Annotated in this window: 15 protein-coding genes; 7 read left to right on the forward strand and 8 right to left on the reverse strand. The window is 66.3% G+C overall.

What is annotated here, in order from left to right; genetic code table 11:
* The first annotated feature begins 127 nt into the window (after positions 1 to 127).
* The gene (locus AC1PLS_RS03300; protein WP_102255604.1) at positions 128 to 343 is read left to right on the forward strand and encodes a hypothetical protein; all 216 of its coding nucleotides are present in this window, start codon (positions 128 to 130) and stop codon (positions 341 to 343) included.
* Between the two features lie 125 nt (positions 344 to 468).
* Here AC1PLS_RS03300 and AC1PLS_RS03305 read toward each other — a convergent pair whose 3' ends face one another.
* Positions 469 to 2,241, reverse strand: a complete 1,773-nt coding sequence (locus AC1PLS_RS03305; protein WP_184432211.1) for an expansin EXLX1 family cellulose-binding protein — start codon at positions 2,239 to 2,241, stop codon at positions 469 to 471.
* 564 nt (positions 2,242 to 2,805) lie between these two features.
* On the opposite strand from AC1PLS_RS03305, the gene cycA reads away from it, so the two are divergent.
* Together cycA and AC1PLS_RS03315 are read left to right on the forward strand one after the other, a co-directional pair.
* The gene (gene cycA / locus AC1PLS_RS03310; protein WP_166771669.1) at positions 2,806 to 4,182 is read left to right on the forward strand and encodes a D-serine/D-alanine/glycine transporter; all 1,377 of its coding nucleotides are present in this window, start codon (positions 2,806 to 2,808) and stop codon (positions 4,180 to 4,182) included.
* A 186-nt stretch (positions 4,183 to 4,368) separates the two neighbouring features.
* On the forward strand, positions 4,369 to 5,280 hold the full coding sequence (locus AC1PLS_RS03315) for a CorA family divalent cation transporter (RefSeq protein ID WP_046345619.1): 912 nt from the start codon (positions 4,369 to 4,371) through the stop codon (positions 5,278 to 5,280).
* A gap of 586 nt (positions 5,281 to 5,866) precedes the next feature.
* On the opposite strand, the gene AC1PLS_RS03320 is transcribed toward AC1PLS_RS03315, so the two are convergent.
* Positions 5,867 to 6,562: an AIM24 family protein gene (locus tag AC1PLS_RS03320; RefSeq protein ID WP_039523320.1), complete on the reverse strand. Its 696-nt coding sequence runs from the start codon at positions 6,560 to 6,562 to the stop codon at positions 5,867 to 5,869.
* A 534-nt stretch (positions 6,563 to 7,096) separates the two neighbouring features.
* On the opposite strand from AC1PLS_RS03320, the gene AC1PLS_RS03325 reads away from it, so the two are divergent.
* Positions 7,097 to 8,056, forward strand: a complete 960-nt coding sequence (locus tag AC1PLS_RS03325; protein WP_184432209.1) for an arabinan endo-1,5-alpha-L-arabinosidase — start codon at positions 7,097 to 7,099, stop codon at positions 8,054 to 8,056.
* Positions 8,057 to 8,202: 146 nt separating this feature from the next.
* Here the strand turns inward: AC1PLS_RS03325 and treA are convergent, their stop codons facing one another.
* On the reverse strand, positions 8,203 to 9,876 hold the full coding sequence (gene treA, locus AC1PLS_RS03330; protein ID WP_166771670.1) for an alpha,alpha-trehalase TreA: 1,674 nt from the start codon (positions 9,874 to 9,876) through the stop codon (positions 8,203 to 8,205).
* A 407-nt stretch (positions 9,877 to 10,283) separates the two neighbouring features.
* The gene (locus AC1PLS_RS03335) at positions 10,284 to 11,066 is read right to left on the reverse strand and encodes a DUF72 domain-containing protein (RefSeq protein ID WP_184432207.1); all 783 of its coding nucleotides are present in this window, start codon (positions 11,064 to 11,066) and stop codon (positions 10,284 to 10,286) included.
* Between the two features lie 107 nt (positions 11,067 to 11,173).
* Here AC1PLS_RS03335 and AC1PLS_RS03340 point away from each other — a divergent pair, with 107 nt between their 5' ends.
* Together AC1PLS_RS03340 and AC1PLS_RS03345 are read left to right on the forward strand one after the other, a co-directional pair.
* Entirely contained in the window at positions 11,174 to 11,926 is a 753-nt protein-coding gene (locus AC1PLS_RS03340) for a DNA-formamidopyrimidine glycosylase family protein (RefSeq protein WP_126967301.1), read from the forward strand.
* A gap of 280 nt (positions 11,927 to 12,206) precedes the next feature.
* Positions 12,207 to 13,220 carry a hypothetical protein gene (locus AC1PLS_RS03345; RefSeq protein ID WP_184432205.1) on the forward strand — a complete coding sequence of 338 codons (1,014 nt, stop codon included), beginning with the start codon at positions 12,207 to 12,209 and terminating at the stop codon, positions 13,218 to 13,220.
* A 727-nt stretch (positions 13,221 to 13,947) separates the two neighbouring features.
* Here AC1PLS_RS03345 and AC1PLS_RS03350 read toward each other — a convergent pair.
* Positions 13,948 to 14,883 (reverse strand): GAF domain-containing protein, encoded by a 936-nt coding sequence (locus AC1PLS_RS03350; protein WP_166771673.1) that lies wholly within the window; start codon positions 14,881 to 14,883, stop codon positions 13,948 to 13,950.
* A gap of 312 nt (positions 14,884 to 15,195) precedes the next feature.
* Positions 15,196 to 18,075 carry a M16 family metallopeptidase gene (locus AC1PLS_RS03355; RefSeq protein WP_126965509.1) on the reverse strand — a complete coding sequence of 960 codons (2,880 nt, stop codon included), beginning with the start codon at positions 18,073 to 18,075 and terminating at the stop codon, positions 15,196 to 15,198.
* Between the two features lie 101 nt (positions 18,076 to 18,176).
* Here AC1PLS_RS03355 and AC1PLS_RS03360 point away from each other — a divergent pair, with 101 nt between their 5' ends.
* Positions 18,177 to 20,915 (forward strand): PAS domain S-box protein, encoded by a 2,739-nt coding sequence (locus AC1PLS_RS03360; RefSeq protein WP_481104201.1) that lies wholly within the window; start codon positions 18,177 to 18,179, stop codon positions 20,913 to 20,915.
* A 1,062-nt stretch (positions 20,916 to 21,977) separates the two neighbouring features.
* Here AC1PLS_RS03360 and AC1PLS_RS03365 read toward each other — a convergent pair.
* Positions 21,978 to 24,110, reverse strand: coding sequence for a methyl-accepting chemotaxis protein (locus AC1PLS_RS03365; protein ID WP_181109383.1), 2,133 nt, complete (start codon positions 24,108 to 24,110; stop codon positions 21,978 to 21,980).
* Positions 24,111 to 24,416: 306 nt separating this feature from the next.
* Positions 24,417 to 25,853: a cellulase family glycosylhydrolase gene (locus AC1PLS_RS03370; protein WP_481104202.1), complete on the reverse strand. Its 1,437-nt coding sequence runs from the start codon at positions 25,851 to 25,853 to the stop codon at positions 24,417 to 24,419.
* Between the last annotated feature and the right edge of the window lie 188 nt (positions 25,854 to 26,041).

Below are 26,041 nucleotides of genomic sequence, written 5' to 3' on the forward strand. Positions count from 1 at the left end.
ATAGTCGTGGCCAATGCGATGTGGCCGACGTCAACGGCATGTCAGCACGATCCTGCCCGGGATCACGGTGCGGTAGCGCTGCGATACGCAATGTCGGTGCTTCATTCGAACCGATCGGAGTCACCTCATGCAGCTCAATCCACGCACTGCGCGTCCGATGACCACCGCCATTGCCGGGCTGTCGGCACACGGCACGCCCGATCCGGATACCAATGAAGACCAGATCCCGCTGGAAGAGCAGACCCCGCAGCAAGGCGGTTTGCGCGAGGAGGTGGGCGATCTGGAAGAAGACGACGATCAGGCGTTGCCTGGTCGCGTCGGTGGCGGGCTTGCGGGTGGTTGATGCGGGTGGGTAAGAGCGGTTAACCAAGCAATTGAGTAGCCACCGGGTATGCGCGGCCGGCACTGAGATTCTTTCAGCACCGTTGGATGCTCCAAAGCCGGATGGTCGAGGGCGCGATGCCCTCGTCAAGGAAACTGCACATGCCCGGGTTCGAAGTACACCGGCTTGTTGCCGTCTTCGGGTAGCGCGGGGATCGTATCCAGGATGGCCTTGCCGCGGATATCGGTGATGCGAATGGACAAGGGCTGGTTGCCGAGCTGCTCGCCGAGGAAGTGGTTGTAGTCCATCTTTTGCAGGCTCTTCCAGCTGCTGCCCTGTTTCACTTCGAATTTGACCACCGGGTAGGCGTGATTGCGCACCTGGATCGCGGCCCACCAGCGCGAGCTGCCTTCCTTGATGCGGTATTGCACGTTGCCGGTGGTGGGTGCGCGCACGATCTTCCAGCTGATCGGGATGCGCCCCTGCACGGTGTCGCCGATCGCCGCGAACGCGTTGGGCGATAGATCCAGGCCGCCCGATGCGCCCTCCGGGTACAGGTCGGTGACGTAGACGACGGTCTTGCCCTTGGGCCCGGTCACTTCCAGATAGGCGCCGGCCAGTGCGGCCCTGACCCCGCCGAAGTTCATCTGGGTTGGGTTGAGCGCGGTGATGAAGGCATTGCTCGGAATCGGATCCAGCAGCACCGCCCCGCCGGAATAGCCGGAGCCGGTGTAGGTCGCGGTGCCGGTGAAGCTGCTGTTCCAGCCGGTGGCCTTGCTGGCATCCGCGGCAGCGGCGGTCTTTGCCGATGGCATGGTGGCGCTGGCGCTCGTCAGCCCCCAGGCCTGATGCAGGACCTGCAGCTTGTCGGCACGCGGGTTGCCATCACTGGCGAGCAAGCCACCGTTGTTGGCATTGCCCACCTCCCAACTGCCGAGCACGGCGCTGCGCATGCCGGTGTTGCGCAGATACCCGCTCAATGCGTGTTGCCATGCCCGGTCGCGTGGATCGCCATCGCCCAGGCCGCCGCCCAGGCTGACCGGCAGCACCGCGTGATCGGCCGAGAACTGTCCGAAGTCGCGCTGCCAGCTCGCCGGCAGGCTGCGCGGAAAGTCGGCCGCTGCAAACGCGTCCGCCGCGTCGCGATCCGGCCCGGCCAGCTTCGGCATCAGCAGCAGATGTGCGGGCGGAATGCGCAGCGGCACGCAGGCGAGCGGCTGCAGATTGCTGCCGGCGGCCTTGCGTGCGGAGTCGCTGCAGAGCGCGTCGTTGCCCACGCCTTCCACACCGATCATCCAGGCCGGCGCCTGCTTCAGCACCGCGGCCGCTGCTCGCGCGGCGATGCGGTTCCAGTCGGCGTCTGCCGCATTGCCCGCCCAGTTGGCATTGCGGTAGCCGCTGCTGCCCAGGTCGATCCCGAGCACGCCCGCGGTGCTGCCGTAGCGGCGCGCGAGCAGGCCCAGGCCCTCCATCCAGGCGTCGTGCTGCGTGCCCAGCTGCGGCGATGCGTCGTCGCAAGCGCCATCGGCAAAGGCGAGCAGCACCTGCATGCCACGCTGGGTGCTGGCGCGCACCACGGCGTCGAGCAACTGCAGGGAAGTGAGGCCAGCCAGCGCGGGGTCGCCGGCTACCTCGGCGGCGGCCACCGGCCTGACTTGCAGGGTCGCCGCGCAAATCGGCACGCGCACGGTATTGATGTCCGACCCCTGCATCTGATCCAGCAGTTGCTGCAGCGTATTGCTGCGCAGTCCGGTGGCCGCAAGCGCTGCGCGATCAAAGCCGGGCCAGGTCACGCCGCGTACCTGCAGCGCCTGGCCGCGCGCATCGGTGAGGTGTCCGCGTGCATCGACCTGCACGGCCAGTGCGGTCACGGGAGTCAGCAAGGCCAGGCCAAGCAGCAGATGAGCATGAGAGCGCATGGGAGTGTCCTGAGGGATGGCCCGCGCAGGAGACCAGCGATGGTCATCTGCGGTCCGTGCGCCGGGTCAAGGAAGCGGGCAGGAGTGTGGGAGCCGCGGCAGGCAAGCGGCCGCAATGCAACGGGGGTCGCGGTTTGTGCGGGATGCTTGATGCGCCGCCGCTGTCGGCGGTATGTACTTGATGCATCGCCGACCAGCGGTGGCCATGTTGCGCTGCGCGGGTGACGGACGTAACGGCAGGCATGCTGCGGACGTGGTCGACCGGCTGTGCTCGTGCCCTGGCAGTGCATGTGCCTGTGTGTCGCGAGAGCAGACAGCGCTGCAACGTGCATGCGGCAGAGGGGGACTGCTCCAGCGCCGCGTTGCGCGCGTTACCGATGGCTGCGCTTCCTCGATCAGGGCAGCCACGAACGCGTGGATAAGCGGCGCACCACGATGGGGCAAGCCAACCACCATTCGCCGGCGCACGCTGCGGCCTACCCGGCGCCGCTGTGTAAACCGCTGGTGCGCGCTGCCGCGATCTCGTATTTTTGACGGCTTGTTCACTTGCCGGTGCCGTGCCCCATGTCCGATCCGTCCGCGCCCGATCATCTGCAACGCAGTCTCTCCAATCGCCACCTGCAGCTGATCGCCATCGGTGGCGCGATCGGCACCGGGCTGTTCATGGGCTCGGGCAAGACGATCAGCCTGGCTGGCCCGTCGATCCTGTTCGTCTATCTGATCATCGGCGCGATGCTGTTCTTCGTGATGCGCGCGATGGGCGAGCTGCTGCTGTCCAACCTAGAGTACAAGTCGTTCATCGACTTCTCCACCGATCTGCTCGGGCCGTGGGCCGGGTTTTTCTGCGGGTGGACGTACTGGTTCTGCTGGATCATCACCGCCATCGCCGACGTCATCGCGATCGCCGCCTATGCGCAGTTCTGGTTTCCCGGATTGGCGCCGTGGATTCCGGCCATCCTGTGCGTGCTGTTGCTGCTGAGCCTGAACCTGGTGACGGTCAGGTTGTTCGGCGAGATGGAGTTCTGGTTCGCGCTGATCAAGATCATCGCCATCTGCGCCTTGATCCTCACCGGCGCCGGGCTGGTGGCCTGGGGCTTCCGCTCGCCGTCGGGCAATGTGGCCTCGCTGTCGAACCTGTGGAACGACGGTGGCATGTTCCCGATGGGTATTGGCGGCTTCTTTGCCGGATTCCAGATCGCGGTGTTCGCCTTCGTCGGCATCGAGCTGGTCGGCACCACCGCTGCGGAAACCGCAGACCCGCGCCGCAACCTGCCCAAGGCGATCAACTCGATCCCGGTGCGCATTTTGATTTTCTATGTGCTGGCGCTGATCGCGATCATGGCGGTGACGCCGTGGCGGCAGGTGGTGGCCGACAAGAGCCCGTTCGTGGAGCTGTTCGTGCTGGCCGGCGTGCCGGCGGCGGCGAGCCTGATCAACTTCGTGGTGCTGACCTCGGCCACCTCGTCGGCCAACAGCGGCATCTTCTCCACCAGCCGCATGCTCTACGGCCTGGCCGAGGAGCAGCAAGCGCCCAAGGGTTTTGCCAAGCTCTCGCGTGCAGCGGTGCCGGCACGTGGCCTGCTGTTCTCCTGCCTATGCCTATTGCTGGGCGCGATGCTGGTGTACCTGATCCCCAACCTGGTCACTGCGTTCACGCTGGTCACCACCTTGTCGGCGGTGCTCTTCATGTTCGTGTGGTCGCTGATCCTGTGCGCCTACATCGCGTACCGGCGCAAGCGGCCCGAGCAGCACGCGGCCTCGGCGTTCAAGATGCCCGGTGGCGTGTTGATGTGCTACGTGTGCCTGGCGTTCTTCGCCTTCGTCATCGTGCTGCTGACCTTGCAGGCCGACACACGCCAGGCCTTGCTGGCCAGCCCGGTGTGGTTCCTGATCCTGGCGATCGGCTATGCGGTGAAGCGGCAGCAGACGCGCAGCGGCTGAGCGCGCGTACCAGCCAAGACATCCAGCGTAGACCTCATCAAGGCCCCGCACTGCGGGGCCTTGACGTCTGTGGCTGCACGGCGCTGCGATAAAGGCCACTGGCAGCTAAGCGCGTTTTGCGCGCGACGTTGACGCGGATCGGGTGGAACGGGATGCTCGCCGCCATCCATCGCCACGGCCCATCGCATGATCACGACGCACCCGATTGCCGGAACGCAGCACACGCAAGGTTGCTGGGTCGACCTGTGCCAGGCCAGCGCGCAGGAACTGGCGCAGGCCGCAGACAAGGTGGGCTTTGCGCTGCCGGATCGCGCGGCCATCGGCGAGATCGAATTCTCCAGCCGGGTGCGGCGCCAGGGCGAGGTGCTGTTTCTCAACGTGCCGCGCTTTCAGGACGACGATGGTCCGACTGCGCCGCTGGGCTTTGCGTTGTCGCCGACCATGCTGGTGACCCTGCGCGAGCAGCACATGGGCTCGCTGGATGCGGTGGCCGCGCGTCTTGCGCATGAGCCCTGCCATAGCGCCGACGACCTGCTGTTGCGCATCTTCGACCAGTTGGTGGGGCGCCTGGCAGACCGGCTGGAATCGCTGGAAGCCGAGGTCACCGACACCACCCGGCAGGTGTTCGACAACCCGCACAAAACCAAGGACCTGGAGCGCATGCTGCATCAGGTCGGAGGCATGGGCCGGCGTCTGGGCGGGCTGCACAATGCGGGGCAAGGCCTGCTGCGCCTGGTCACCTATCTGGATGACGCCGCGCCGGACTGGTTTGGTGCCGATGCGGCCAAACGCATCGGCTTGCTGCACAAGGACCTGACCACCTTGAGCGAGTTCCAGCAGCACATGGACGATCGCATCGAGTTCCTGCTCGACAGCGTGCTGGGCATGATCAACATGGACCAGAACAACGTGATGAAGGTGATGGCGGTGGCGTCGGTGGTCGGCATTCCGCCCACGGTGCTGGTCGGCATCTGGGGCATGAACTTTGCCTACATGCCTGAGCTCAAGTGGCACGACGCGTATTACTGGGCGTTGGGCGTGATCGTGCTGAGCATGCTGGTGCCGCTGGCATGGTTCCGCAAGCGCGGATGGGTGTAATGCATCAGAGCCGGAACCCGTAGGAGCGCACCTGGGCGCGATATGGCGTTACCGGGAAGGCCCTCGCGCCCAGGGGCGCTCCTACAGAGTGCCGTCAACGCAATCATCTGTTGCCTACGGTGGCGTGACTACGCAATGCCAGGCTAGGGCAGCCCGGTAGCTGTGCAGCGCGCGGCAGACTGCAGGAAACCCCGTAGGAGCGCACCTGGGCGCGATGCGGCGTTACCGGGACGACGCGGCGTTACCGGGAAGGCCCTCGCGCCCAGGGGCGCTCCTACAGGGTGCCGTCAGCGCAATCATCCGTTGCCTACGGTGGCATGACCACGCAATGCCAGGCTAGGGCAGCACAGTAGCTGCGCAGCGCGCGGCAGACTGCAGGAAACCCGTAGGAGCGCACCTGGGCGCGATGCGGCGTTACCGGGACGACGCGGCGTTACCGGGAAGGCCCTCGCGCCCGGGGGCGCTCCTACAGGGTGGCTGGGATGCGCAGCTGTCACTGCGCACTGCGCCGTGACTGGAAAACTGCCCCGCTGCGTAGCGTGCAACCAGGCGATGCGCATTGTTGATTGCTGCCGGGCGGCCTGGATCAGCCCTTGGCCTGGAAGCTGGCTTCCTCGTACGGCTGCACCACCACCCAGCCTTCGCCGGCAAAACGCATCTGCAGGCTTTCGCCCGAGCCACGGCCGAACAGCGTGCCGATCGACACGTCAGTGACCAACTCCGGGGACAGCGTGCCCGACCAGGCCACGGTGGCATTGGGGTCGGTGAACACCGGGCCGCTGGCGGCGGTGACCGGCAGGGTCAGCGGCTCGTAGTGTGAAGTGATCGCCACGATGCCGTGGCCGCTCAGGCGCACGTTGAACAGGCCGCCGGACAGCATGCCGGCCACCTTGCGCATCATCGTGATCTTGTGCTCGACGCCGGACTCGAAGGCCAGCACGTCGTTGCCGTTGACGAAGATCGCTTCGCCATTCAAACGCAACAAGGTCACCAGCTTGCCGAGGTCGGCCAGATACACCCGGCCCTGGCCTTCGGCCTTCATCAGCTGCATGCCTTCGCCGCTGACCGCCTTCTTTAGCAGGTTGCCCAGCCCCTGCTCCAGCAGCCCCTCGCGGGTGAACTTGACGTTGCCGGTGCGCGCGACCATGGCGCCGGCCTTGGACCACACCATGCCGTCGAGGCGCACTTCCAGCAGGTGCGGATTTTCCAGTTCGAACGGATCGGGGCTGACGTCCTTTTCCTTGGAATGGGCGAGAAATTCGTTGAGCGTGCGTACGGCCATGGGTCCGTCCTGGAGGGTGAAAGAGTGCGCATGATACGCGGCAGGCCTGTATCTTCGAAGCATACTGGTGTGCGCGTCGCTGTGCGTCTGCACAGATGGCGCGCCGATGTTGCGGCGCACATGGTGCTCAGTCAGCGCGTCGCGCGCGATGACTGCTACAACCAGGCGACCCTCCATCAGGATCTATGCGTGGTGGCGAAGTGGTACTGCAGCTTTTTGCAGCGTCATGGATGCGGGTTGGCATCGACGCACTGCACGGCGATGAAGAGATGACGCCGATACGCCACTGGTGCAGTGACTCTGTGCGCGCCACGCTACGACGTATGCAATCCCAGCTGCATTACACAGTTCGGCACGAAGGCACGTCGCAAATAAAACAACCGCTCGGTTTGCACAACGCTTCTGAGATCGGCGTCGGATTCGTGGCATTGCTGCCGGGCTAGATTGCTCCTACAGAAAACGTCGACACGTTATTCAAGGAGTGGGGCGATGCGCGTTGTGGGTGGCAGTCGAGTGGAAGGTGGCAGGTCTGGAATGTCGCTGCGTGGTGGCGCGATTGCGTCGCTGTTGGCCCTGGCCGCTGCTGCCACTGGCTTGCATAGCGCAGCCGCGCAAGCGGCAGTGGGGCCGGGTGTGGTGAGCGGCGACACCATCGTGCACGACCCTTCGATGCTCAAGCTGAGCGATGGGCGTTACTACATCTATGCCACCACGGGTGTGGTCACCAGTACCGACCGCACCAAGTTCAGCAATGCGGGCGCGATCTTCAGCAGCATGCCGAGCTGGGTGCGCAGCTACAACCCGGACAATCAGCTATGGGCGCCAGATGTGTCCTTCCATGGCGGCAAGTATCTGATGTATTACACCGCCTCCAAGTTCGCCACCAATACCTCGGCGATTGCGCTTGCCAGCAGCAGCACCGGCAAGCCTGGCTCGTGGAAGGATCAAGGCATCGTCTACACCTCCAAGAGCAGCGACGACTACAACGCCATCGACGGCAATCTGGTGGTGGACGGCAATGGCAAGTGGTGGTTGGCGTTTGGCTCGTTCTGGTCGGGGATCAAGCTGATCCAGCTCGATCCCGGCACCGGCAAGCAGCTGTCCGGCAACACGACGCGCTACAGCCTGGCGAGCCGGCCGTCCCCGGGCGCGGTGGAGGCGCCTTTCATCCAGCAGGCCAATGGCTGGTACTACCTGTTCGTGTCGTTCGATGCGTGCTGCAAGGGCGCCAGCAGCACCTACAAGATTGCGGTGGGGCGTGCGCGCTCGGTGACCGGGCCGTACCTGGATCGCGCCGGTGTGGACATGCGCAACGGCGGCGGCACGGTGATCCAGTCCGGGTTGGGCAGCATGCATGGGCCGGGCGGGCAATCGGTGTTCCGCGATGGCGACGGCGACATCCTGGTCTACCACTACTACGACGACCGTGGCGACGCGCGCCTGGGCATCAACCGGCTGGATTATGACGGCAGTGCATGGCCGGTGGTGCAGTAGCAGCAACCAATCGAACACGCTGCTGCGCGCTGCACTGGCGCAGCGATCAGGTGATGTGTGGTGCAGCGATCCGCCGGTGTTGCCGACTGCCAGAACCGCAAGGCCGCCAGCGCTGCCGGGCAGTGCCTGGCAGCGCTGGCGCACACTCAGCGCGTGGCCGCTTCGGGCTTGCGCACGCGTTTGACCGGCGCCGGCTTGGTCGCGGTGTCCGGATACAGGTTCAACAGCATCAAGGTGACGCCGTTGGTCCAGCCGAAGCCGTCCTGCAGCGCGTATTCGCCACCGCCACCGCCGGCCGCGTCGGCTTCCAGGCCGTATTTTTCGACCAGCTTGTGCTCGCGCGCGAACAGCGCCTGCACCTGGGTGAGGAAGCGCTCGCCGATGGTGCGCGCCAGCGCGTCTTCGCCGTAACGGCGCAGGCCGTCCACCGCCACCCATTGCAGCGGTGCCCAGCCATTGGGCTCGTCCCACTGCTGGCCGGTCTTCACTGCGGTGGTGGCCAGGCCACCGGGGCGTAGCAGGCGCGCACGCACCGTGCTGGCGGTGCGTTTGGCGTGCGCGTCGGTTGCCAGGCCGGTGAACAGCGGATACAGCGCCGCGGCCGTGACCTGATCGCTGAGCTTGCGGGTCTGCCAGTCGTAGTCGGCGTAGTAACCGGCCGCATTCCACAGGTGCGCATCGATGGCCTGCTTGCGCTGCAGTGCCAGCGCCGCATAGTCCTGCGTGCATTCGGCACCCGGCTGCGCACAGGCCTGGGCCAGGGTGCGCTCCAGGTGATACAGCAGGCTGTTCAGGTCGATCGGCACGATGGCGGTGGTGCGGATGGTGCGCAGGTTCTGCCCATCGGCCAGCCAGCGGCTAGTGTAGTCCCAGCCGCTCTCGGCACCGGCGCGCAGGTCGCGGTAGACCTCGGCGGCCGGGCGGTCGCCGGCCTCGGCGGCGGTGCGGGTGTCGTGCAGCCAGGCTTCCGGGCGCGGGGTGTCGCGCTCGTCCCAGTAGCGGTTGAGCAGGCTGCCGTCGGCCAGACGCACCACATGGCGCGCGGCCTGGCCGGGCTGCAGGTCTTCGCTGCCCTGCATCCAGTAGGCGTATTCCTTCTGCAGCTGCGGAAGGTAGCGCTGGTAGACCGCTTCGCCTTCCACGCCAGCCTGCAGTTCCACCATGTAGGAGAAGAACGGCGGCTGCGAGCGGCTGAGGTAGTAGCTGCGATTACCGTTGGGGATATGCCCGTAGGTGTCGATCAGGTAGGCAAAGTTGTCCAGCATCTGGCGGCTGAGCGTGGTCTCGCCGCTCTTCACCAGGCCCAGCATGGTGAAGTAGGAATCCCAGTAATACACCTCGCGGAAGCGCCCGCCCGGCACCACGTACGGATGCGGCAGCGCCAGCAGGCTGCTGTATGGCGGCACGTGGGTCTGGCTGCGCACCAGCTTGGGCCACAGCTCGTCGATGTGTTCGCGCAGCGCGGTGTCCTGGCGGATCGCGTCGGTCTGCACCGGCGGCGACTCTTCGAAATTGGCGTCCACGAATTTGCGCAGGTCAAAGCCGGGGTGATCGTGCTGCGCCAGATAGTCGGCGTTGATCAGCGCCGGGTCGCGCAGCGGCAGGAAGTCGACGAAGTGCTTCTGGTCGTCGAACAGCTCGCCGCTCTGCACCGCCTGGAACAGCTCCGGGTAGGCCAGGTCGGGCGTGGGCGGTGTGGCCGCCGGTGCGTTGACGACCGGAGTGTCCATGGGCGCGGCGGTCAGCGTGCAGGGCGCCACGAACATGCTCAGCGACAGGCCAAGCAGCGACGTGCAGCACGGGGGCGCGGCAGAACTCATGGCATCTCCAGAACGGGCAGTGACGTGCGGCATGGTAAACGACCGAAGTGGCGGGCGGGGCCGGACGACGGTGTCGGCAGGCCGACAGGCTTCGCACGGAGACGACTGGATTCAGCAAGGTGATCCGGCGCGGTGCTGCAGGTGGTTGCGCGGGTTGGGTTGCCGATTCAGGCCTATCGGCCCGGATCGAGGCAGCTTGAGCCGCGTGCGGACCGCGTCGGATTGCCGACATCGCTGCAAGATGCGCGCCACAGCGCGCGGCGCGCGGCAATGCCTGTGCACGGCAGCTGGCGTACGTGGGAATGGCCTGCGGCAGTGCGGCCTTGCTCGCCTGACCAATTGCAGCGCCGCGTGGACGCGCCCGGCGGCACGCCGGATAAGGCCAAGTGGCGTGCCGTCCTCGCGCGTCAGCCTTGGCGCACCCGACCGGTCTGCAACAAACGCTGCAGCTGCAGCGCGTTGGGCACCGCCAGCCCGGCGGCGGTGTTGTCGAAGATCACCCAGCATTCTGCCTGCGGATGCGTCGCGTCCTGCGCTGCGTTGCGCACCGCGTCGGCCAACGTCTGCAGCGCACTGTCGTCGTAGCTGCTGTAGTAGATGCGCGGTGCGCCATGCCAGCGCCAGTACTGCGGGCCGGCTGTCGCACCCGGTGTGGCGGCGTCCGGCACCGGCGCCGGATCGGCGGCGCAGCGTGCGATGCGGTGGCGTGCCAGCAGCGTCTGTGCCTGCGGGAGAAACCAGCTGGCATGGCGCGGTTCGCACACCACGCCGCCGTCCCAGCGCCGCCGCAGCATGGCGAAAAACCTGGCCGCCACCGGCGCATCGAACACAGCGCTGGGCGGCAGTTGCAGCAGCAGGCAGCCCAGCCGCGTGCCCAGCGCACCGGCCTGAGCGAGGAATGCATCGAGCAATGCACCGGTACCCTGCAGGCGTGCATCGTGGCTGATGCTGCGCGGCAGCTTGACCGAAAAGCGGAAATCCTCCGGCACGCTGTCGGCCCAGCGTGCATAGGTACTGGCACGGTGCGGACGATGGAACGAGGAGTTGATTTCCACCGCATCAAAACGCGTGGCATAGCGCTGCAAGACGCTGGCACCATCGCCGAATGCGGCGCGGTCGGCGGCCGGAATCGACCAGCCTGCGCAGCCACAGCGCACGCGCGGCAGGGCGATGGATGAACGAGCCTGCATGAGGTGTACGCAAGACGGGTGGGCAGCACTCTATGCATGCGCGCGTGTCAGCGTTGCGTGTGCACTGTGCTCACGGCCGAGTCACCGACGACTTCGATACTGGGCGCATGCCAGAAGGTCCTTCCCTTGTCATCCTGCGCGAGCAGACCGAAGCATTTGTCGGCCGCAAGATCCTGCGCGTGTCCGGCAACAGCAAGCAGGACATCGCGCGGCTGGAGCAGCAAAAGGTGCTGGCGTTACGCAGCTGGGGCAAGCACTTCCTGATCGAGTGCGCGCAGTTCAGCGTGCGCATCCACTTTCTGTTGTTCGGCAGTTATCGCATCGACGAGGACAAGCCGAATGCGGTGCCGCGTCTGCGCCTGGAGTTTTCCAAGGGCCAGCGATTGAACTTCTACGCCTGTTCGGTGCAGTTCATCGAGCGCCCGCTGGACGAGGTCTACGACTGGACGGCGGATGTCATGAACCCGCTCTGGGATGGCGCGCAGGCACGGCGCAAGTTACGCGCCGCACCCGGCATGTTGGCCGCCGATGCATTGCTGGACCAGACCATCTTTGCCGGCGTCGGCAACATCATCAAGAACGAAGTGCTGCATCGCATCCGCGTGCATCCGGAAAGCACGGTGGGCGCATTGCCGGCACGCAAGCTCGGCGAGCTGGTCACCCAGGCGCGCGACTATAGCTTCGACTTCTACACCTGGAAAAAGGCCTTCGTGCTGAAGAAGCATTATCAGGTGCATACCAAAACCAGCTGCCCGCGCGACGGCGCGCCGCTGCAGTATCGAAAGCACCTGGGCAAGGCCGGGCGGCGGGCGTTTTTCTGCGAGGTCTGCCAGCGGCTGTACCGTCCGGAGGATGACTGAGCATGTGCGGCCCGCACCCTGGCCAGTCGGCATCGACCGGATGTAGGGCGAACGACCGCCGCCACAGCATGCAGGATCCATGCCGCCGGGGCCGGGCAATGCCTGTCGGCAAGCAGCGGGCGTCGGCCGCCACGCTCGCTAATGTGAATGGCGGCTGGCGCCTGCGGCCCAAACAACGAATTTCAAACGCGCGCAAACGCCACGCCCGCTAGATTTGCGCGTCCTGCACCGGGTTCACGGTGCGGCGTGCGCATCTCTCATCTCATCGGTCTCCCGCATTGTGATTACCCGCAGGAAGGAAACGCTTGTCCCGCATGTCGCCGCTGTCGCATGCACGGGCGCCATCCTGTTCTTTCTTGCCTGTCTGTTGCTGTATATGCCGCCGCCACGCGACACCGCGCGACACGACGACAGTTTGCAGGTGTATTTCGTGCCGCGTCCGCAGTTGACGCTGCCGGCGCCGGCGACACCGCCGCAGCAACGCGACTCCACACCGCGCGCGGCTCCTGCCGCGGCCTCATCCGCGCGCAGTGCGCCACCGCCGACACGTACCCCACCGCCGCAGCGGCAGGTGGCCGCCGCCAACGCGCCCGCTGGCGAATCGATGGCGGCCCAGCTCTACACCCGCGAAGGCCGCTTGCGCATGCCGCGCGATGCGCAGGTCGACCCGATGGCGCAAGCCGGCGCCGCGGTGCCACCGGGCATGGCCGACGAACGCGCGCAGGCCAAGGCGCGCAACGTGATGGAACGGGTCAATCCGGTGCAGTACCAGGACACGCGCTTTGCCAAGGACTGGAAGAGCGACGGCACGCTGGGCGATGTGGCGATGCAGGAAATGAATCGCGGCATGAAGAAGTTCAACGACATGCTCAACGGGCCGCAGACGCAGGTGGCCAAGGCGCGACCACCGCCGGATGTGCGCTTCAACCCCGCGCTGGCGGGCAATCAGGCCGAGATGGGCAGCGAGGCGACCGGCGATGCCTACAAGGCCGCGCCGATCGCGCACGAGACACCGCCCGATCTCAAGGGCGAAGCGAGCCGCCGCATCCGCGAGGCGCTGGCCGCGCTGGAGCAGCGCAGCGCGCGTTGCGATGCGTCCAAACGCAAATCCCTGTTGTCGCCGGTGCGCACGCACCTGGGCGATCTGGAGCGTGCCGAGCACGCCTTGAACAACGGCGCCGACCCGGTGATGGCCGCGCAACTGCTGCCGCGCCAGGCCGACAGCGCCTACGATCTGGCCCGCCGCGCGCTGTGGTACGCGGACCGCCAATTGAAGCAGTGTGCGATCGGGTGAGTGGTGCAGTGAATGCGGTTGGGTGCAGCTGACCAGCAGTTGCGGGCAACCCCTTTGTAAGGCTGTCTCGATGGCGGCAACGTATCGGTCACACTCGCAGCGTTGACGCGTGACGGCGAGTGAGTCGATTGCGCAGTGCCCTCACCGCTCGCGGACACGCCGTGAGTCCGTCCATGGAGGCTCCTTGGCTGCATCCATGCCGCCAAGGGTCCCGCACCAGACAGTTGATTGGTTGCCTCGTTTAAAACCATGCACACCGACCATCTTGGCTGGTCCTTGCCTGCCCACCGTCGCGGGACCTTACGCGGCATGGATGCCGCGTAAGAGCCTACACGGACGTACTTGCGGCGTGTCCTGCGATGGTGGGCGGGCAAGGGCCCTGCAGCCAAACCGCAGATCCGCAGCTCTGCACCCGACTCACCCACACCGCTCAATCACCTGGTCGCCGCGCGAAGTGGAAGTGGACGAGCGGCGCTGCGCGCCACCTTCTCCCGGTGGGAGAAGGGAAGCGTCCCGACAGGGATTGAAGAAGTAAGGCAGCTTCGTCAGATATCGGGACTAAAACCCCCTCCCGCCTGGGCGAGAAGGTACGGCTTTCGCGGCAAGCGCGCGCATGCCTTGGAGCGCCCGCGACGCAAGCGCGGTTGGAGGCGCGCAGCGGGAGTTGTGAGGGCACTTCTATGAAGCGGCGGATCAGCCGGCAGCCGGACTGTCGCCCCGCGTTACATCAGGCGCTGAGGCCGTCCTGCGCCAGACTCTGGCGGTAACGGTCTTTCTCGACACTCAGCGCGACTTCCGCGCGCAGGAACACTTGCCCGATCGGCTCGTCGCCACGGGTTGCCTGCGCCTGGCCGATCAGCACCGTCAGCCCGTGCGCATGCTGCTGCTGGGCGATGTCGCGCAGGCGCTGCAGCTTCTGTTCGGCATTGGGATCGCGCAGTACGGCGATGAATTCGGCGCTGTCGGTCACGCGGTCCACGCTGTCGCCGTTGACTTGCGCCTGCGCGGCCAGAGCCTGGTCGAGCTGTTGCAAGGCGCGACCCAGGAGCCGCTCGCTCTGTTTTTCAGCCAGCGCGGCCAGTTCCTGCACTTCCAGAATCACCAGGTAATAACCGGCATCGGCGGCCGCCGGTGCCACCGGCTGCAGGATCGCCTCGCGCTCGAGCTGCAGCTCGCGCTTGCGCTCGTCCAGCAGGCGCATGGTGACGCGCGCCAGTGCCTGCAGCCCGGTGCGTTGAGTGTCGGTGAGCGTGCGCGGCTCGGTGTCGAGCACACAGACGGTGCCCAATGCCACGCCGTCGGAGGTGACCAGCGGCATGCCGGCATAGAAGCGCGCGCCGGTCTCGCCGGTGACCACAGAGACATCGGCAAAACGGCTGTCCTGGGTGAGGTCGCGCACTTCCATCAATTGCTCGGGGCTGCGGATGGCGTGATCGCACACTGCCTGGCTACGATCGGTCTGCTGCATGCCCAGACCGAGCTGGGCCTTGAACCATTGGCGGTCGCGATCGACCAGCGACATCAGTGCGATCGGCGTGTCGCACAGCGAGGCCGCCACCTGCACGACGTCCTGGTAAGTGTCCTCGGGCAGGCTGTCGACGATGCGATAGCCGTCCAGGACCTGTTGACGGGAGGCTTCGTCAGCCGGGGGCATTTGCTTCATTGGGTAAGTCGGACAAGCGCGAGCGAGAAAGAGGCCACGATACCGGCACCATCGATAACGCCGCGTGGATATCGGCCGCGTTCCCGGCGTGGCCTGCACAGCGTCTCCAAATTCGCATCCCCGCCGCGCTGCGCAGGCTAGGGGACATGCAACCGGCGGACTGAAGCGCCGGCGCGAGATTTCAAACCCGAGTGTGATGCCTGCGCATTGCACGCAGGCACCGGCGACTCATCCGCGCACGCACCGTTGCGTACGCGGATCTGGAAACGGCGCGGCTCGAAAGCCGCGCCGTCGGTGTGCGACTGACCAGCCTCAGCGCTTGACCGGCTTGCCGTCCACGTCCAGCACCTGCACCTCACCCAGCTTGAGCGCACGCACCGGGGCTTCGATCTTCTTCAGGTCGCCCACGATCACCCAGGTCATCGCATTGGGCGCGATGATTTCCTTGATGGCCTTCTGCGCGGCCGGCTGGTCGATCGCTTCCAGCCGCGGCTTGAGCGTCTGCACATAATCGTCGGGGCGGTCGAACTGCACGATGCCTTCGATCGCACCCAGCACCGCGCCAGTGGTTTCGAAGCTGCCGGGCAGGGCGCGGATGCGCTGGTTCTTGATCTTCTCGATCTCGTCGGTGGTCAGCGGCTTGTCGCCGATGATCGCGGTGGCTTCCTTGAGGATCTCGTTGGCCGACTCGGCGGTCTTGTCGGTCTGCACTGGCGCGGAGAACATGTACGGCCGCTGGCCCTGCGCATCCAGCATGCGGGTACCGGCACCGTAGGCCCAGCGCTTGTTCTCGCGCAGGTTCATGTTCAGGCGCGAGGTGAAGGTGCCACCGAAGGCGCCGTTGGCCACGCCGATCGCCAGATTGTCCGGCGCCTTGGTGGACGGTGCGAGCAGGCCGGCCAGAATCACCGACTGCGGCGCATCCGGGCGGTTGATCAGGTACACGCGCGGCTTGGGCTGCGCGGCGACCTGGACCAGGTTCTTCTTCGGCAACGGCGTGGCAGGTGCCTTCCAGTCGCCGAAGGCGGCATCCAGCTGCGGGATGATCTGCGCCAGCGTGGTGTCACCGGCCACCAGGATGCGCAGGTTGTCCGGACGCAGCCACTGGCGGTGGAAGGCCTGCAGGTCCTGGGCGTTGAGGCTCTTGATCGCCGCCTCGGTGCCGCTGCCGGTGAGCGGGATGCCGTAGGGGTGGTTCTGGCCGAACAGCAACGGCGGCAGCGCACGCAGCGCCAGGCTGTTGGGCTGGGTCTTCTCCTGCGCAATGCCGGCCAGCCACTGGCCACGGATGCGCTCGATGTCGGCAGCCTTGAAGGCCGGGTTGCGCACGATGTCGGAGAACAGCTGCAGCGACGGCTGCAACTGGTCGTTGAGCGCATCCAGCGAGGCGCTGCAGCTGTCCAGATCGCAGCCGACCGCCGTGATGGCGCCCAGGCGCTGGCGACGCTGCGCCACTTCCACCGAATCCAGCGCGGCGGTGCTCTCGTTCATCAGCGCGGCGCTGAAGCTGGCGGTACCGAGCTTGTTGCCCTGGTCGGCCGCATACCCGGCATCGAACAGCAGTTCCACCTGGGTGACCGGGATGGTGTGGCGCTCGGCCAGGATCACCTCGACGCCGTTCTTCAACTTGCCGCGCTGCAGCTGCGGGAAGCTCAGGTCGGGGAACTGGCTGGTCTGCGGCACGCCCTTGCTGCGGTCCAGCGTGGAGGCGGTGGTTTTGTACTTGCCGGCGGCCGGCAGCTTGGGCGCCGGCTTGCCGGGTTCTTCGCCACGTGCGACCACTGCCTTGTCTTCGGCGGCGGGGTCGAAATCCTTGCCGGCCGGCAGCACGGTGAGCAGATAGTCGCCCTTGCCGAACCAGGTGGCGGCGGTCTGCTTGACGCTGTCCACGGTGGCGGCCTGGCCGCGCTGCAGATCCTGTTTGTAGGCGCCCGGGTCGCCGCGGTAGACCTGGCCCTCGGCCAGGATCACCGCCTTGCCACCGAAGCCGCCGACCTTTTCCAGCCCGCGCACGAAGCCGGCGCGGTAGGCCACCTGCGCGCGCTGCAGCTCGTCGGCGGTCGGGCCCTGGGCGATGAACTTCTTGAGCTCCTCGTCGATGATCGCCTCGACCTTGGCCGGGTCCACGCCGTCCTTCACGTCGGCCTGGATCTGCACCTGGCTGGACAGCGCGAACGGCTGGATCGCCGCCGACACGTCATCGACCAGATTGTCCTGGTAGACCAGGCGCTGATACAGCCGCGAGGTCTTGCCGCCGCCGAGCACGGTGGTGGCCAGGTCCAGCTGGATCGCCGCATCGCTGCCCAGCTGCGGTGCGGCCCAGGTGCGGTAGATGCGCGGCTGCGAGACGTGGTCGTGCTGCACGCCACGCTTCTGCGCGGCCAGCGGGGTCACCCACGGCTGCTGGCGCGCCACCGGCTTGCCGGACGGGATGTCGCCGAAATACTGCAGCGCCTTGGCACGCGCCTGCGCCACGGTGATGTCGCCGGCCAGCACCAGGGTGGTATTGGCCGCGCCGTAGTTGTCGTTGAACCACTGTTTGACGTCGGCCAGCGAAGCCGCGTCCAGATCTTCCATCGAGCCGATGGTGTCGTGCTGGTACGGGTGGTTGGCCGGGAACAGGTTGGACAGGATGTTCTGGTCCACGCGGCCGTAGGGGCGGTTCTCGCCCTGGCGCTTCTCGTTCTGTACCACGCCGCGCTGGGTGTCGAGTTCTTCCTGGCCGATCGCGCCGAGCAGGTGGCCCATGCGGTCGGATTCCAGCCACAGCGCGGTGTCCAGCGCGGTGGTCGGCACGGTCTCGAAATAGTTGGTGCGGTCGAACCAGGTGGTGCCGTTCATGTCGGTGGTGCCGACCTTTTCCAGCGGCGCGAAGAAGCTGCCCTTGTTGTTCTCCGAGCCGGAGAACATCAGGTGCTCGAACAGGTGTGCAAAGCCGGTCTTGCCGGCCGGTTCGTCGCCGGAACCGATGTGGTACCAGATGCTCACCGCCACCACCGGCGCCTTGTGGTCTTCGTGCACCACCACGGTCAGGCCGTTGGGCAGGGTGAAGCGGGTGTAGCCGATCTCGGGAATGGCACTGCTGGCCGCGGGCTTGGACAGGCTGGCCGGGGCGGCAGCGACGGCGGGAGCAACGGTACCGGCAGCGACGCCGAGCACACCGGCGATCAACAGGGACAGCGGACGCAGCATGTGACACTCCAGAGCAGGACAATCGGCCGAGGGTAGTGGCTGCCCGGCGGCGTCGCAAATGCTGTCCGGCAGGGGGCAGGTGCGGCCACCGGCGGGGCGGCGTGCGAAGGGACGCCCGGGCCGGCGCGGGTGGGGGTGCGGCAACCACCGGCCCGCCAGCAGGCCCGGCGCACGCGCTCAAGTTGATCATCGCCTCGCCGTTACCTGGGGCGACCTACCTTGCCCAGACGTTGCCCGCCGATCACGCCATGACCGTCCTGTTGCCGCCCGTACCCATTCCTGCCGACGACGCCCTGCGCGTGGAGGCGGTGCGTCGGTTGGGGGTGCTGGATACCGAGCCGGAGGCCGAATTCGACGATATCGCCTGGCTGGCGGCCCACATCACCGGCGCCCCGATGGCGCTGGTGTCGCTGCTGGACGCCGACCGCCAGTGGTTCAAGGCGCGTTGTGGCACCGATCTGGAAGGTACCCCGCGCGCGATGTCGTTCTGTTCCTACACGGTGATGGGGACCGAGCTGCTGGAAGTGCCCGATGCGGCGGCCGATCCGCGCTTCGCGCGCAACCCGCTGGTCACTGCTGCGCCAGGGGTACGCTCGTATGCGGGCGTGCCGCTGGTCGGCCGTGAGGGCTATGCCTACGGCACCTTGTGCACGCTCAGCACCCAATCGCGGCTGCTCGACGAAAACCAGAAGCAAGGCCTGATCCGCCTGGCGCGGCAAGCCGTCGGTCAACTGGAGGCGCGTCGTGACCGGTTGGCTGCGCAGGCGCAGCGGCAGACCCTGAGCCGTCTGCTGGAAGCCATGCCCGACGGCGTGGTGTCCTGCGACAGCGACGGGCTGCTGCATGAGTTCAACCACGCCGCACGGCAATGGCACGGCACCGATCCGCGCCTGTTGCCGCCGACGCAATGGGCCCAGCACTTCGATCTCTATAACGCCGACGGCAGTGCGCTGCTGCCCACCGACGCCATCCCGCTGGTGCGCGCCTGGGCCGGCGAGCACGTGCGCAATGCCGAGATGGTGATCCGCGCCACCGGCCAGCCGGCACGCAGCGTGCTGTGCAATGCCGACCCGGTGGTCAGCGACCAGGGCGCGGCATTGGGTGCGGTATGCGTGATGCACGACATCACCCAGTTGCGCGATGCCTCGGCTGCGCTGGCGGGCGAGCGCGCACGCCTGCAGTCGCTGGTGGACGCCTCGCAGGATGTGGCGATCATCGCGTTCGATCCGAACGGGCGCATCGAATTGTTCAACCCCGGCGCCGAGCGCCTGCTGGGCTACGCGGCCGACGAGGTGTTGGGCCGCTGCCCGGCGCAGTTCCACCTGCCGGCCGAGCTGGAGCGGCACATGGCCACGCTGGCGTTGTCGCCGCCGTCGTACATCAAGCTGGCCGCCGCCGCTGCAGGCGACTTGCTCGAAGAAGAAATCTGGACCCTGGTGCGCAAGGACGGCGGACTGCGGCGCGTCCGGCTGTGCTTCAACATCATCCACGACGCGCAGCAGGGACTGTCCGGCTACCTGGCAATGGCCATCGACGTCACCGCCGAGCTGCAGGCGCAGGCCGCCGCGCAGCTGGCGGCCGAGCACTTCCGCGGTGCGTTCGAAACCGCCCCGCAGGGCATGGCGATCGTCTCGCTGGATGGCGACTGGCGCGACGTCAACCCGTCGCTGTGCAGCATCCTGGGATATCCGCGCGAGCAGCTGTTGCGCACCACCTTCCAGACCATCACTCACCCCGACGATCTGGACATGGACCTGCGCCTGGTGCAGGAACTGATCGACGGCAAGCGCGACAATTACAGCCTGGCCAAGCGCTACATCAGTCAGCAGGGCGCGGTGATCTGGGCGCAGCTGTCGGTGTCGCTGGTGCGCGACGGCAGCGGCGCGCCGGTGCATTTCGTCTCGCAGATCCAGGACGTCACCGAACGCCATGTCGCCGCCGAGCGCCTGGCCGAAAGCGAAGCGCGGCTGCGTGCGATCAGCGATGCCACCCCCACCCTGGTGGGACATTACGATGCCGCGCAGCGCTGCCTGTTCGCCAACCAGGCGCATCGCGACTGGCTCGGCGTGGAGCCGGCCAGTCTGGTCGGCTGCGCGATCACCCAGGTACTGGGCGAGGAGCTCGGTGCGGAGGCGCGCGCTGCGCTGGCGCAGGTGAGCGCCGGGCAGCGGGCCCACTTCGAACACGTTCTGCGTGGTGGCGCGACACCGCGCGATGTGGAAATCACCCTGGTCCCGGAAATGCAGGGCACAGCGGCGCAGGCGCAGGGATTCTTCCTGATGGCGCAGGATGTCACGGCGCACAAGACCCTGCATCGGCTGATGCACGAGCGTGCGACCCGCGACGCCCTGACCGGCCTGCCCAATCGCCACGCCTGGTCCGAGGCGCTGCAGGTTGCGGTGACCCAGGCGCAACAGCGGCAGTGCGCGGTCGCGGTGATGTTCCTGGATCTGGACGGCTTCAAACGCATCAACGATGTCCACGGCCACCGCGCCGGCGACGCAGTGCTGGTCGCCTTCGGCCGCTGCCTGCAGCAGGCGGCCGAAGGCCGCTATCTGGTGGCACGCCTGGCCGGCGACGAATTCGTGGTGCTGCTGGACAACCTGCAGGATCCGCAGACCGAATGCGCCGCCGTGGCAGACCGGATCCGCGCCGCATCGGCGGCGGGCGCCATGTTCGGTGAGCAACATCTGCCGATCCGGTCCAGCATCGGCGTCGCCTGGCAACACGGCCAGCAGGCCGACGCTGCCAGCCTGATGCACGCGGCAGACGAAGCGATGTACGCCGTCAAACGCGCCCGCCACGGCAGTGCCACCACCGGACGCGACGCCGCGCGCTGACGCAGCGCATGCAGCAACACACACTTCTCCAACAGCAGAAGGTGCCCGCAGGGCGGGTGAGGGTACGGCCTACCCATAAAGCCGCGTCAATCGCATCGATGATGTTCACCACCCGCGACGTTGAGACCCATTATCGCGGTCGTCTGGAGAGGTGATGCAGGCGATGGATGCATGGATTGCAGAGCGATGATCTGCGGCTTGGCTGCAAGGCCCTTGCCCGCCCACCATCGCAGGACACGCCGCAAGTACGTCCATGTAGGCTCTTACGCGGCATCCATGCCGCGTAAGGTCCCGCGACGATGGGCGGGCAAGGACCATCGGAGATGGTCGGTGTGCTTACTTAAGAGCAGCAAGGGCAGTGCGTGATGCGCGTTGTTTGATCCTGATGCGCCGGCGCAACATCCGGCGTAAGTTGAGCGATAAGCAGCTTTTTGCGTGACCACCGACCAACTATTTGGTGCGGTGCCCTGACCGATTGCGGGACCCTTGGCGGCATGGATGCCGCCAAGGAGCCTCCATGGACGGATTCACGGCGTGTCCCGCGAGCGGTGAGGGCGCCGCGCGCTCGACTCACCGAGCGTTTGACTTAAGTATCTAATCACGCCTCAACGCCGCCGCGAGTCGAAGCCTTGGTTGCTCTACGCATTGCGCTTCGACTGGCGTGGACAATACGGATAGTTCAGTTGCAGAGCGATGATCTGCGGCTTGGCTGCAAGGCCCTTGCCCGCCTACCATCGCAGGACACGCCGCAAGTACGTCCTTGTAGGCGCTTACGCGGCATCCATGCCGCGTAAGGTCCCGCGACGGTAGGCGCGCAAGGACCCATCGGGATAGTCGGTATGCATGGTTGTGAGCCGTGCACGTTGTGCGGCTGTCTGCTGATCTGCGGTCTGGTCAGCTTTTTTGGATTCGATGACGCGCTTGTTCTGATGCAGATGCGGCTTTCGGGCACGCTTGCCCGAATCCCCGCTCCGCGCCCCAGCCCGCGTTTGCGTCACGCGCGCCAGTGGCGCGCATGCCGTGCCTTCGCGCTCGCAGGGAGAGGCGCTCTACATCCATCCATCAAGCCGCCTGTACCACCGAGCGCCGTTGCGTCAGCGCAGCCTGCTCCGGCACCAACCGGAACACTGCCACTGCGCGGGTCAAATCCGCCGCCTGGTCTTCCATGCTGCGTGCCGCAGCGGTGGCTTCTTCCACCAGCGCCGCGTTCTGCTGGGTCATTTCATCCAGCTGCATCACCGTGGTGCTGACCTGCTCGATGCCTGCGCTTTGCTCGGTGCTGGCGGCGGTGATCTCGGCCATGATGTCGGTCACCCGCTGCACCGAGCTGACCACCTCGGTCATCGTGCTGCCGGCCTGTTGCACCAGGTCCGAGCCCTGCGCCACTTTTTCCACCGAATCGGAGATCAGCTGCTTGATCTCCTTGGCCGCACCGGCCGAACGCTGCGCCAGCGCGCGCACTTCGGTGGCCACCACCGCAAATCCGCGACCCTGCTCGCCGGCGCGTGCCGCTTCCACCGCCGCGTTCAAGGCCAGGATGTTGGTCTGGAACGCGATGCCGTCGATCACTCCGATGATGTCGGAGATCCGTGCCGACGATTGCGTGATCGCCTGCATGGTGCTGACCACTTCCTGCACCACGCGGCCGCCGCTTTCGGCCACTTCGCCGGTGCCCTTGACCAGCTGATTGGCCTGGCGCGCGTTGTCGGCGTTCTGGCGCACGGTGGAGGTGAGTTCTTCCATCGACGCGGCGGTTTCTTCCAGGTTCGCCGCCTGGTGCTCGGTGCGTGTGGACAGGTCGGCATTGCCGCTGGCGATCTCGCCGGCGGCGGTGTTGATCATCTCGGCCGAGTGCTGGATGCCCTGCACGATGGTGGTCAGCTGGATCGCCGTGCGGTTGGCCGCATTGGCCAGGCGGCCGAATGCGCCCTCGTAATGCGATTCCACCCGCTGCGACAGATCGCCATCGGCAATCGCGGCCATGATGCGGCCGACATCGTCCAGGCCTGCATCGGCCTGCTGCATCAGGCGGTTCAGTGCCTGCACCATTTCGGCGAATGCGAATTGGTAGCGCGCCTGCTCGCCGCGTGCGGAGAAATCGCCGCGTGCGGCCGCGTCGGCCAGGCGTGCGATGTCGCTGTTGATCGCCGACAGGTTGCTCTTCACCGTGTCCAACGCTTCGTGCAGCGCCGCGCGCTGGCCGGGCAGGCGACGCATGTCGCGGCGCAGATCGCCGCGGCCGTACTCGCCCATCAGGTCCATCGCCTCGTTGATGGCATCCAGATGCTCGAACACCACCGTGTTCACGCCATGCGCCAGGGTGCCGTAATCGCCGGGGAAATCCTCCGGAATGCGGTGCGCGATGTTCTCGCCCTGCTGCAGGCGGATCATGGTCTGCATCTCGCCGTTGAAGCGCTGCAACTGGGTCTGCATCTGCTGCATGCTGTGCATCAGCTGGCCGGTTTCGTCGCGCGATTCAACCCGGATATCGTTGTCGAAGCGGCCCGAGGCGATCGCCTCCGCGGTGCGCGATGCTGCCCGCAGCGGTGCGGCCATCGCCGAGGCGATCAACCAGCACAGGCCGATCACCATCGCCACCAAGGCGCCGCCGATCAGGGTCAGGGTGCGGGTGAAGCCCCAGGCCTGCACCTGGATGTCCTCGGCGTACACGCCCATCACCAATACCCAGTTCCAGGCCGGAAAGGTCTTGGCGTAGCTGATCTTGGGCAGCTGCTCCTGCTTGCCCGGCTTGGGCGCGTTGTAATAACTGAAGCCGTTGCCGCGCTCGATTGCCGTCTTGATGTCGCGATAGACGTACTGCCCGGCATCGCTCTTGTAGTCGCTCATGTCGGTGCCGACGGCGCGCTTGGGATGCATCAGGATGCGCATCTGCGGGTCGACGATGAAGAAGTAATCCACCCCGTCGTTGGTGCGCATGTCGGCCAGCGTGGTGCGCGCAGCTTCCTTGGCCTGTTCGACCGTCAGCTCGCCGGCCTTGGCCTTGTCTGCGTAGTGCTGCATCACGGTCAGGCCCATCTCCACCTCGGTCTTGACGCTGAGCTTGCGCGCCTCGATCAGGTCCAGATATTGCAGGCGGGCCGCGGCCACTGCCAGCAGGATCACGCCCACCGTCAGCAAGCTGCACAACAGGACGAACTTGCGGGTGAGCGGGAGATTGGCAACGTGACGACGCAACAGGGAGACAACAGGCATGGGACGGCATCCAGAACGCGCGCAGGGCGCTATGTCATGAATAGCGGCTGATTCACATGCGGGTTGAATGCTAATTGCGGCAGCGTCCGCTTGTGACGGATGCAATGTAGGAGCGCCCTCGGGCGCGATGGGGCGTTACCGATAATGCTTCATCGCGCCCGGGGGCGCTCCTACAAGGTCATGGGCATCGATCCAGCGATCGATGGGTGACGCGACATTGGTGATTCGCAGACTGTCGGCAGCTTGCAAGGTAATGGCGGACACGCACTGCGTGCCCGCCTTATTGCATCAGCCTGCCGCGCAGAAGCCGAATTCGGCCGTCGCACCGGCGGCCAGGGTGCGGTTGAAGTCCACCCCGCTGGCCTTGAGCGTGCTGCCGCTCTGCGACCAGGTGACGTTCCAGGCGTTGTTGACGGTGCCGGTGACCGGTAGCGAGATCGCCCAGGTGCCGCTGGCGGTGCCGGTGTTGGTGACCTGCACGCGATTGCAGTAGCCACCGTTCCACTGGCTGTCCACGCTCACCTTGGTGCTGAAGCTGCCGCTGGGTGTCGGCGTCGGTGTTGGAGTTGGCGTGGGAGTCGGAGTGGGAGTCGGCGTCGGCGTGGTGCTGCTCACCGTGCCCCACAGCGTCCGTAGCAGCGCCATCTTGTCTTCGCGCACGCTGGTCCAGTCGTCGCGCAGGATGCCGCCGGTGTCGCCGCTGTTGGGATTCCACGACCAGTAGAAGCCCTCGTTGATGCCCTTGCTGCGCAGGTACTTCACCAGCGCGTCCTGCCAGACCTTGTCGCGTGCGTCGCCTTCACCGTACTTGCCGCCGAATTCGCCCAGCAGCAGCGCATACGTGCCGGCGAACTGGCCGAAGTGACGGTCCCAGATCGCCGGCATGTTGTTGGGGAAGTTGCTGTCGTTGAAGTACGCCTGCGCGTACACGTCCGGCCCGTACACATGCGGTGCCAGCAGCAGCCGGTTGGCCGGAATGTTCAGCGGGGTGCAGGCCAGCGGCTGCAGGTTGCCGCCCCAGAAGATGCCGCCATTGGTCGAGCAGACCGGATTGTCGGTGATGCCTTCCACCGCGATGATCCACTTCGGCGCCACCGCCAGCACCGCGGCCGAGCCGCGCTCGGCGGCCTTGTTCCAGTCGGTGGCCGCGTTGCCGGTGCCCCAGGTGGCGGCACCGTGCGGCTCGTTCTTCAGGTCCAGGCCGATCACGCTGGGCACGTTCTTGTAGCGGTTGGCGACAAAGCGCAGATCGTCCAGCCACTGCGCTTCGGAATACGAGCCGGTGTACCAGAGCTCGGAGATGGCGGCGCAATCGGGGCTGTGGTGATCCAGCAGCACATACATGCCGCGCGCGTTGAATTCGTTGATCACCTTGTCCAGGATCTGCAGCGAGCTCAGGCCCTGCAGATCGGCATTGAGGCTGTAATCGATGCTGGTCGGCATCGTGCTGCTGCGCAGGGTGGCCGGGCAGAACGGCAGACGCACGGCGTTGAAGCCCAGGCCCTGCATCTGGTTGATCATGTCCTTCCAGTTGCGTGCCCACAGACCGTGCATGACATGGTTGCCGGTCTCGAAGCCGAACACGTTGACGCCCTTGAGCTGGACCACCTTGCCGCTGTCGTCGACAATCTTGTTGTTGCTGATGGAGTAGCTGAAGGCCGGTGCGGCGGCGAGCGCCAGCGCGGTGGCCAGTGCGAGCGTACTGGCAGTCCTGAAAATGGACATGGTGATCTCCCTAGCGAACCCGGCTCGACACCCGAACCCGGTGAGGGGGGCATCTTGGTCCGCGGCCGCATCGTTTGGCGTGATCCGGACCACAGAAAGGCGCATTGCCGCACCGGTCACACGCAGGCTGCGGGCCGGGTCGCTTTCGCGCACACTATCGCCGCTGTCGCCTGTCCGCAGGCTGTCCT

Source organism: Xanthomonas sp. NCPPB 3218, from assembly GCF_056725185.1.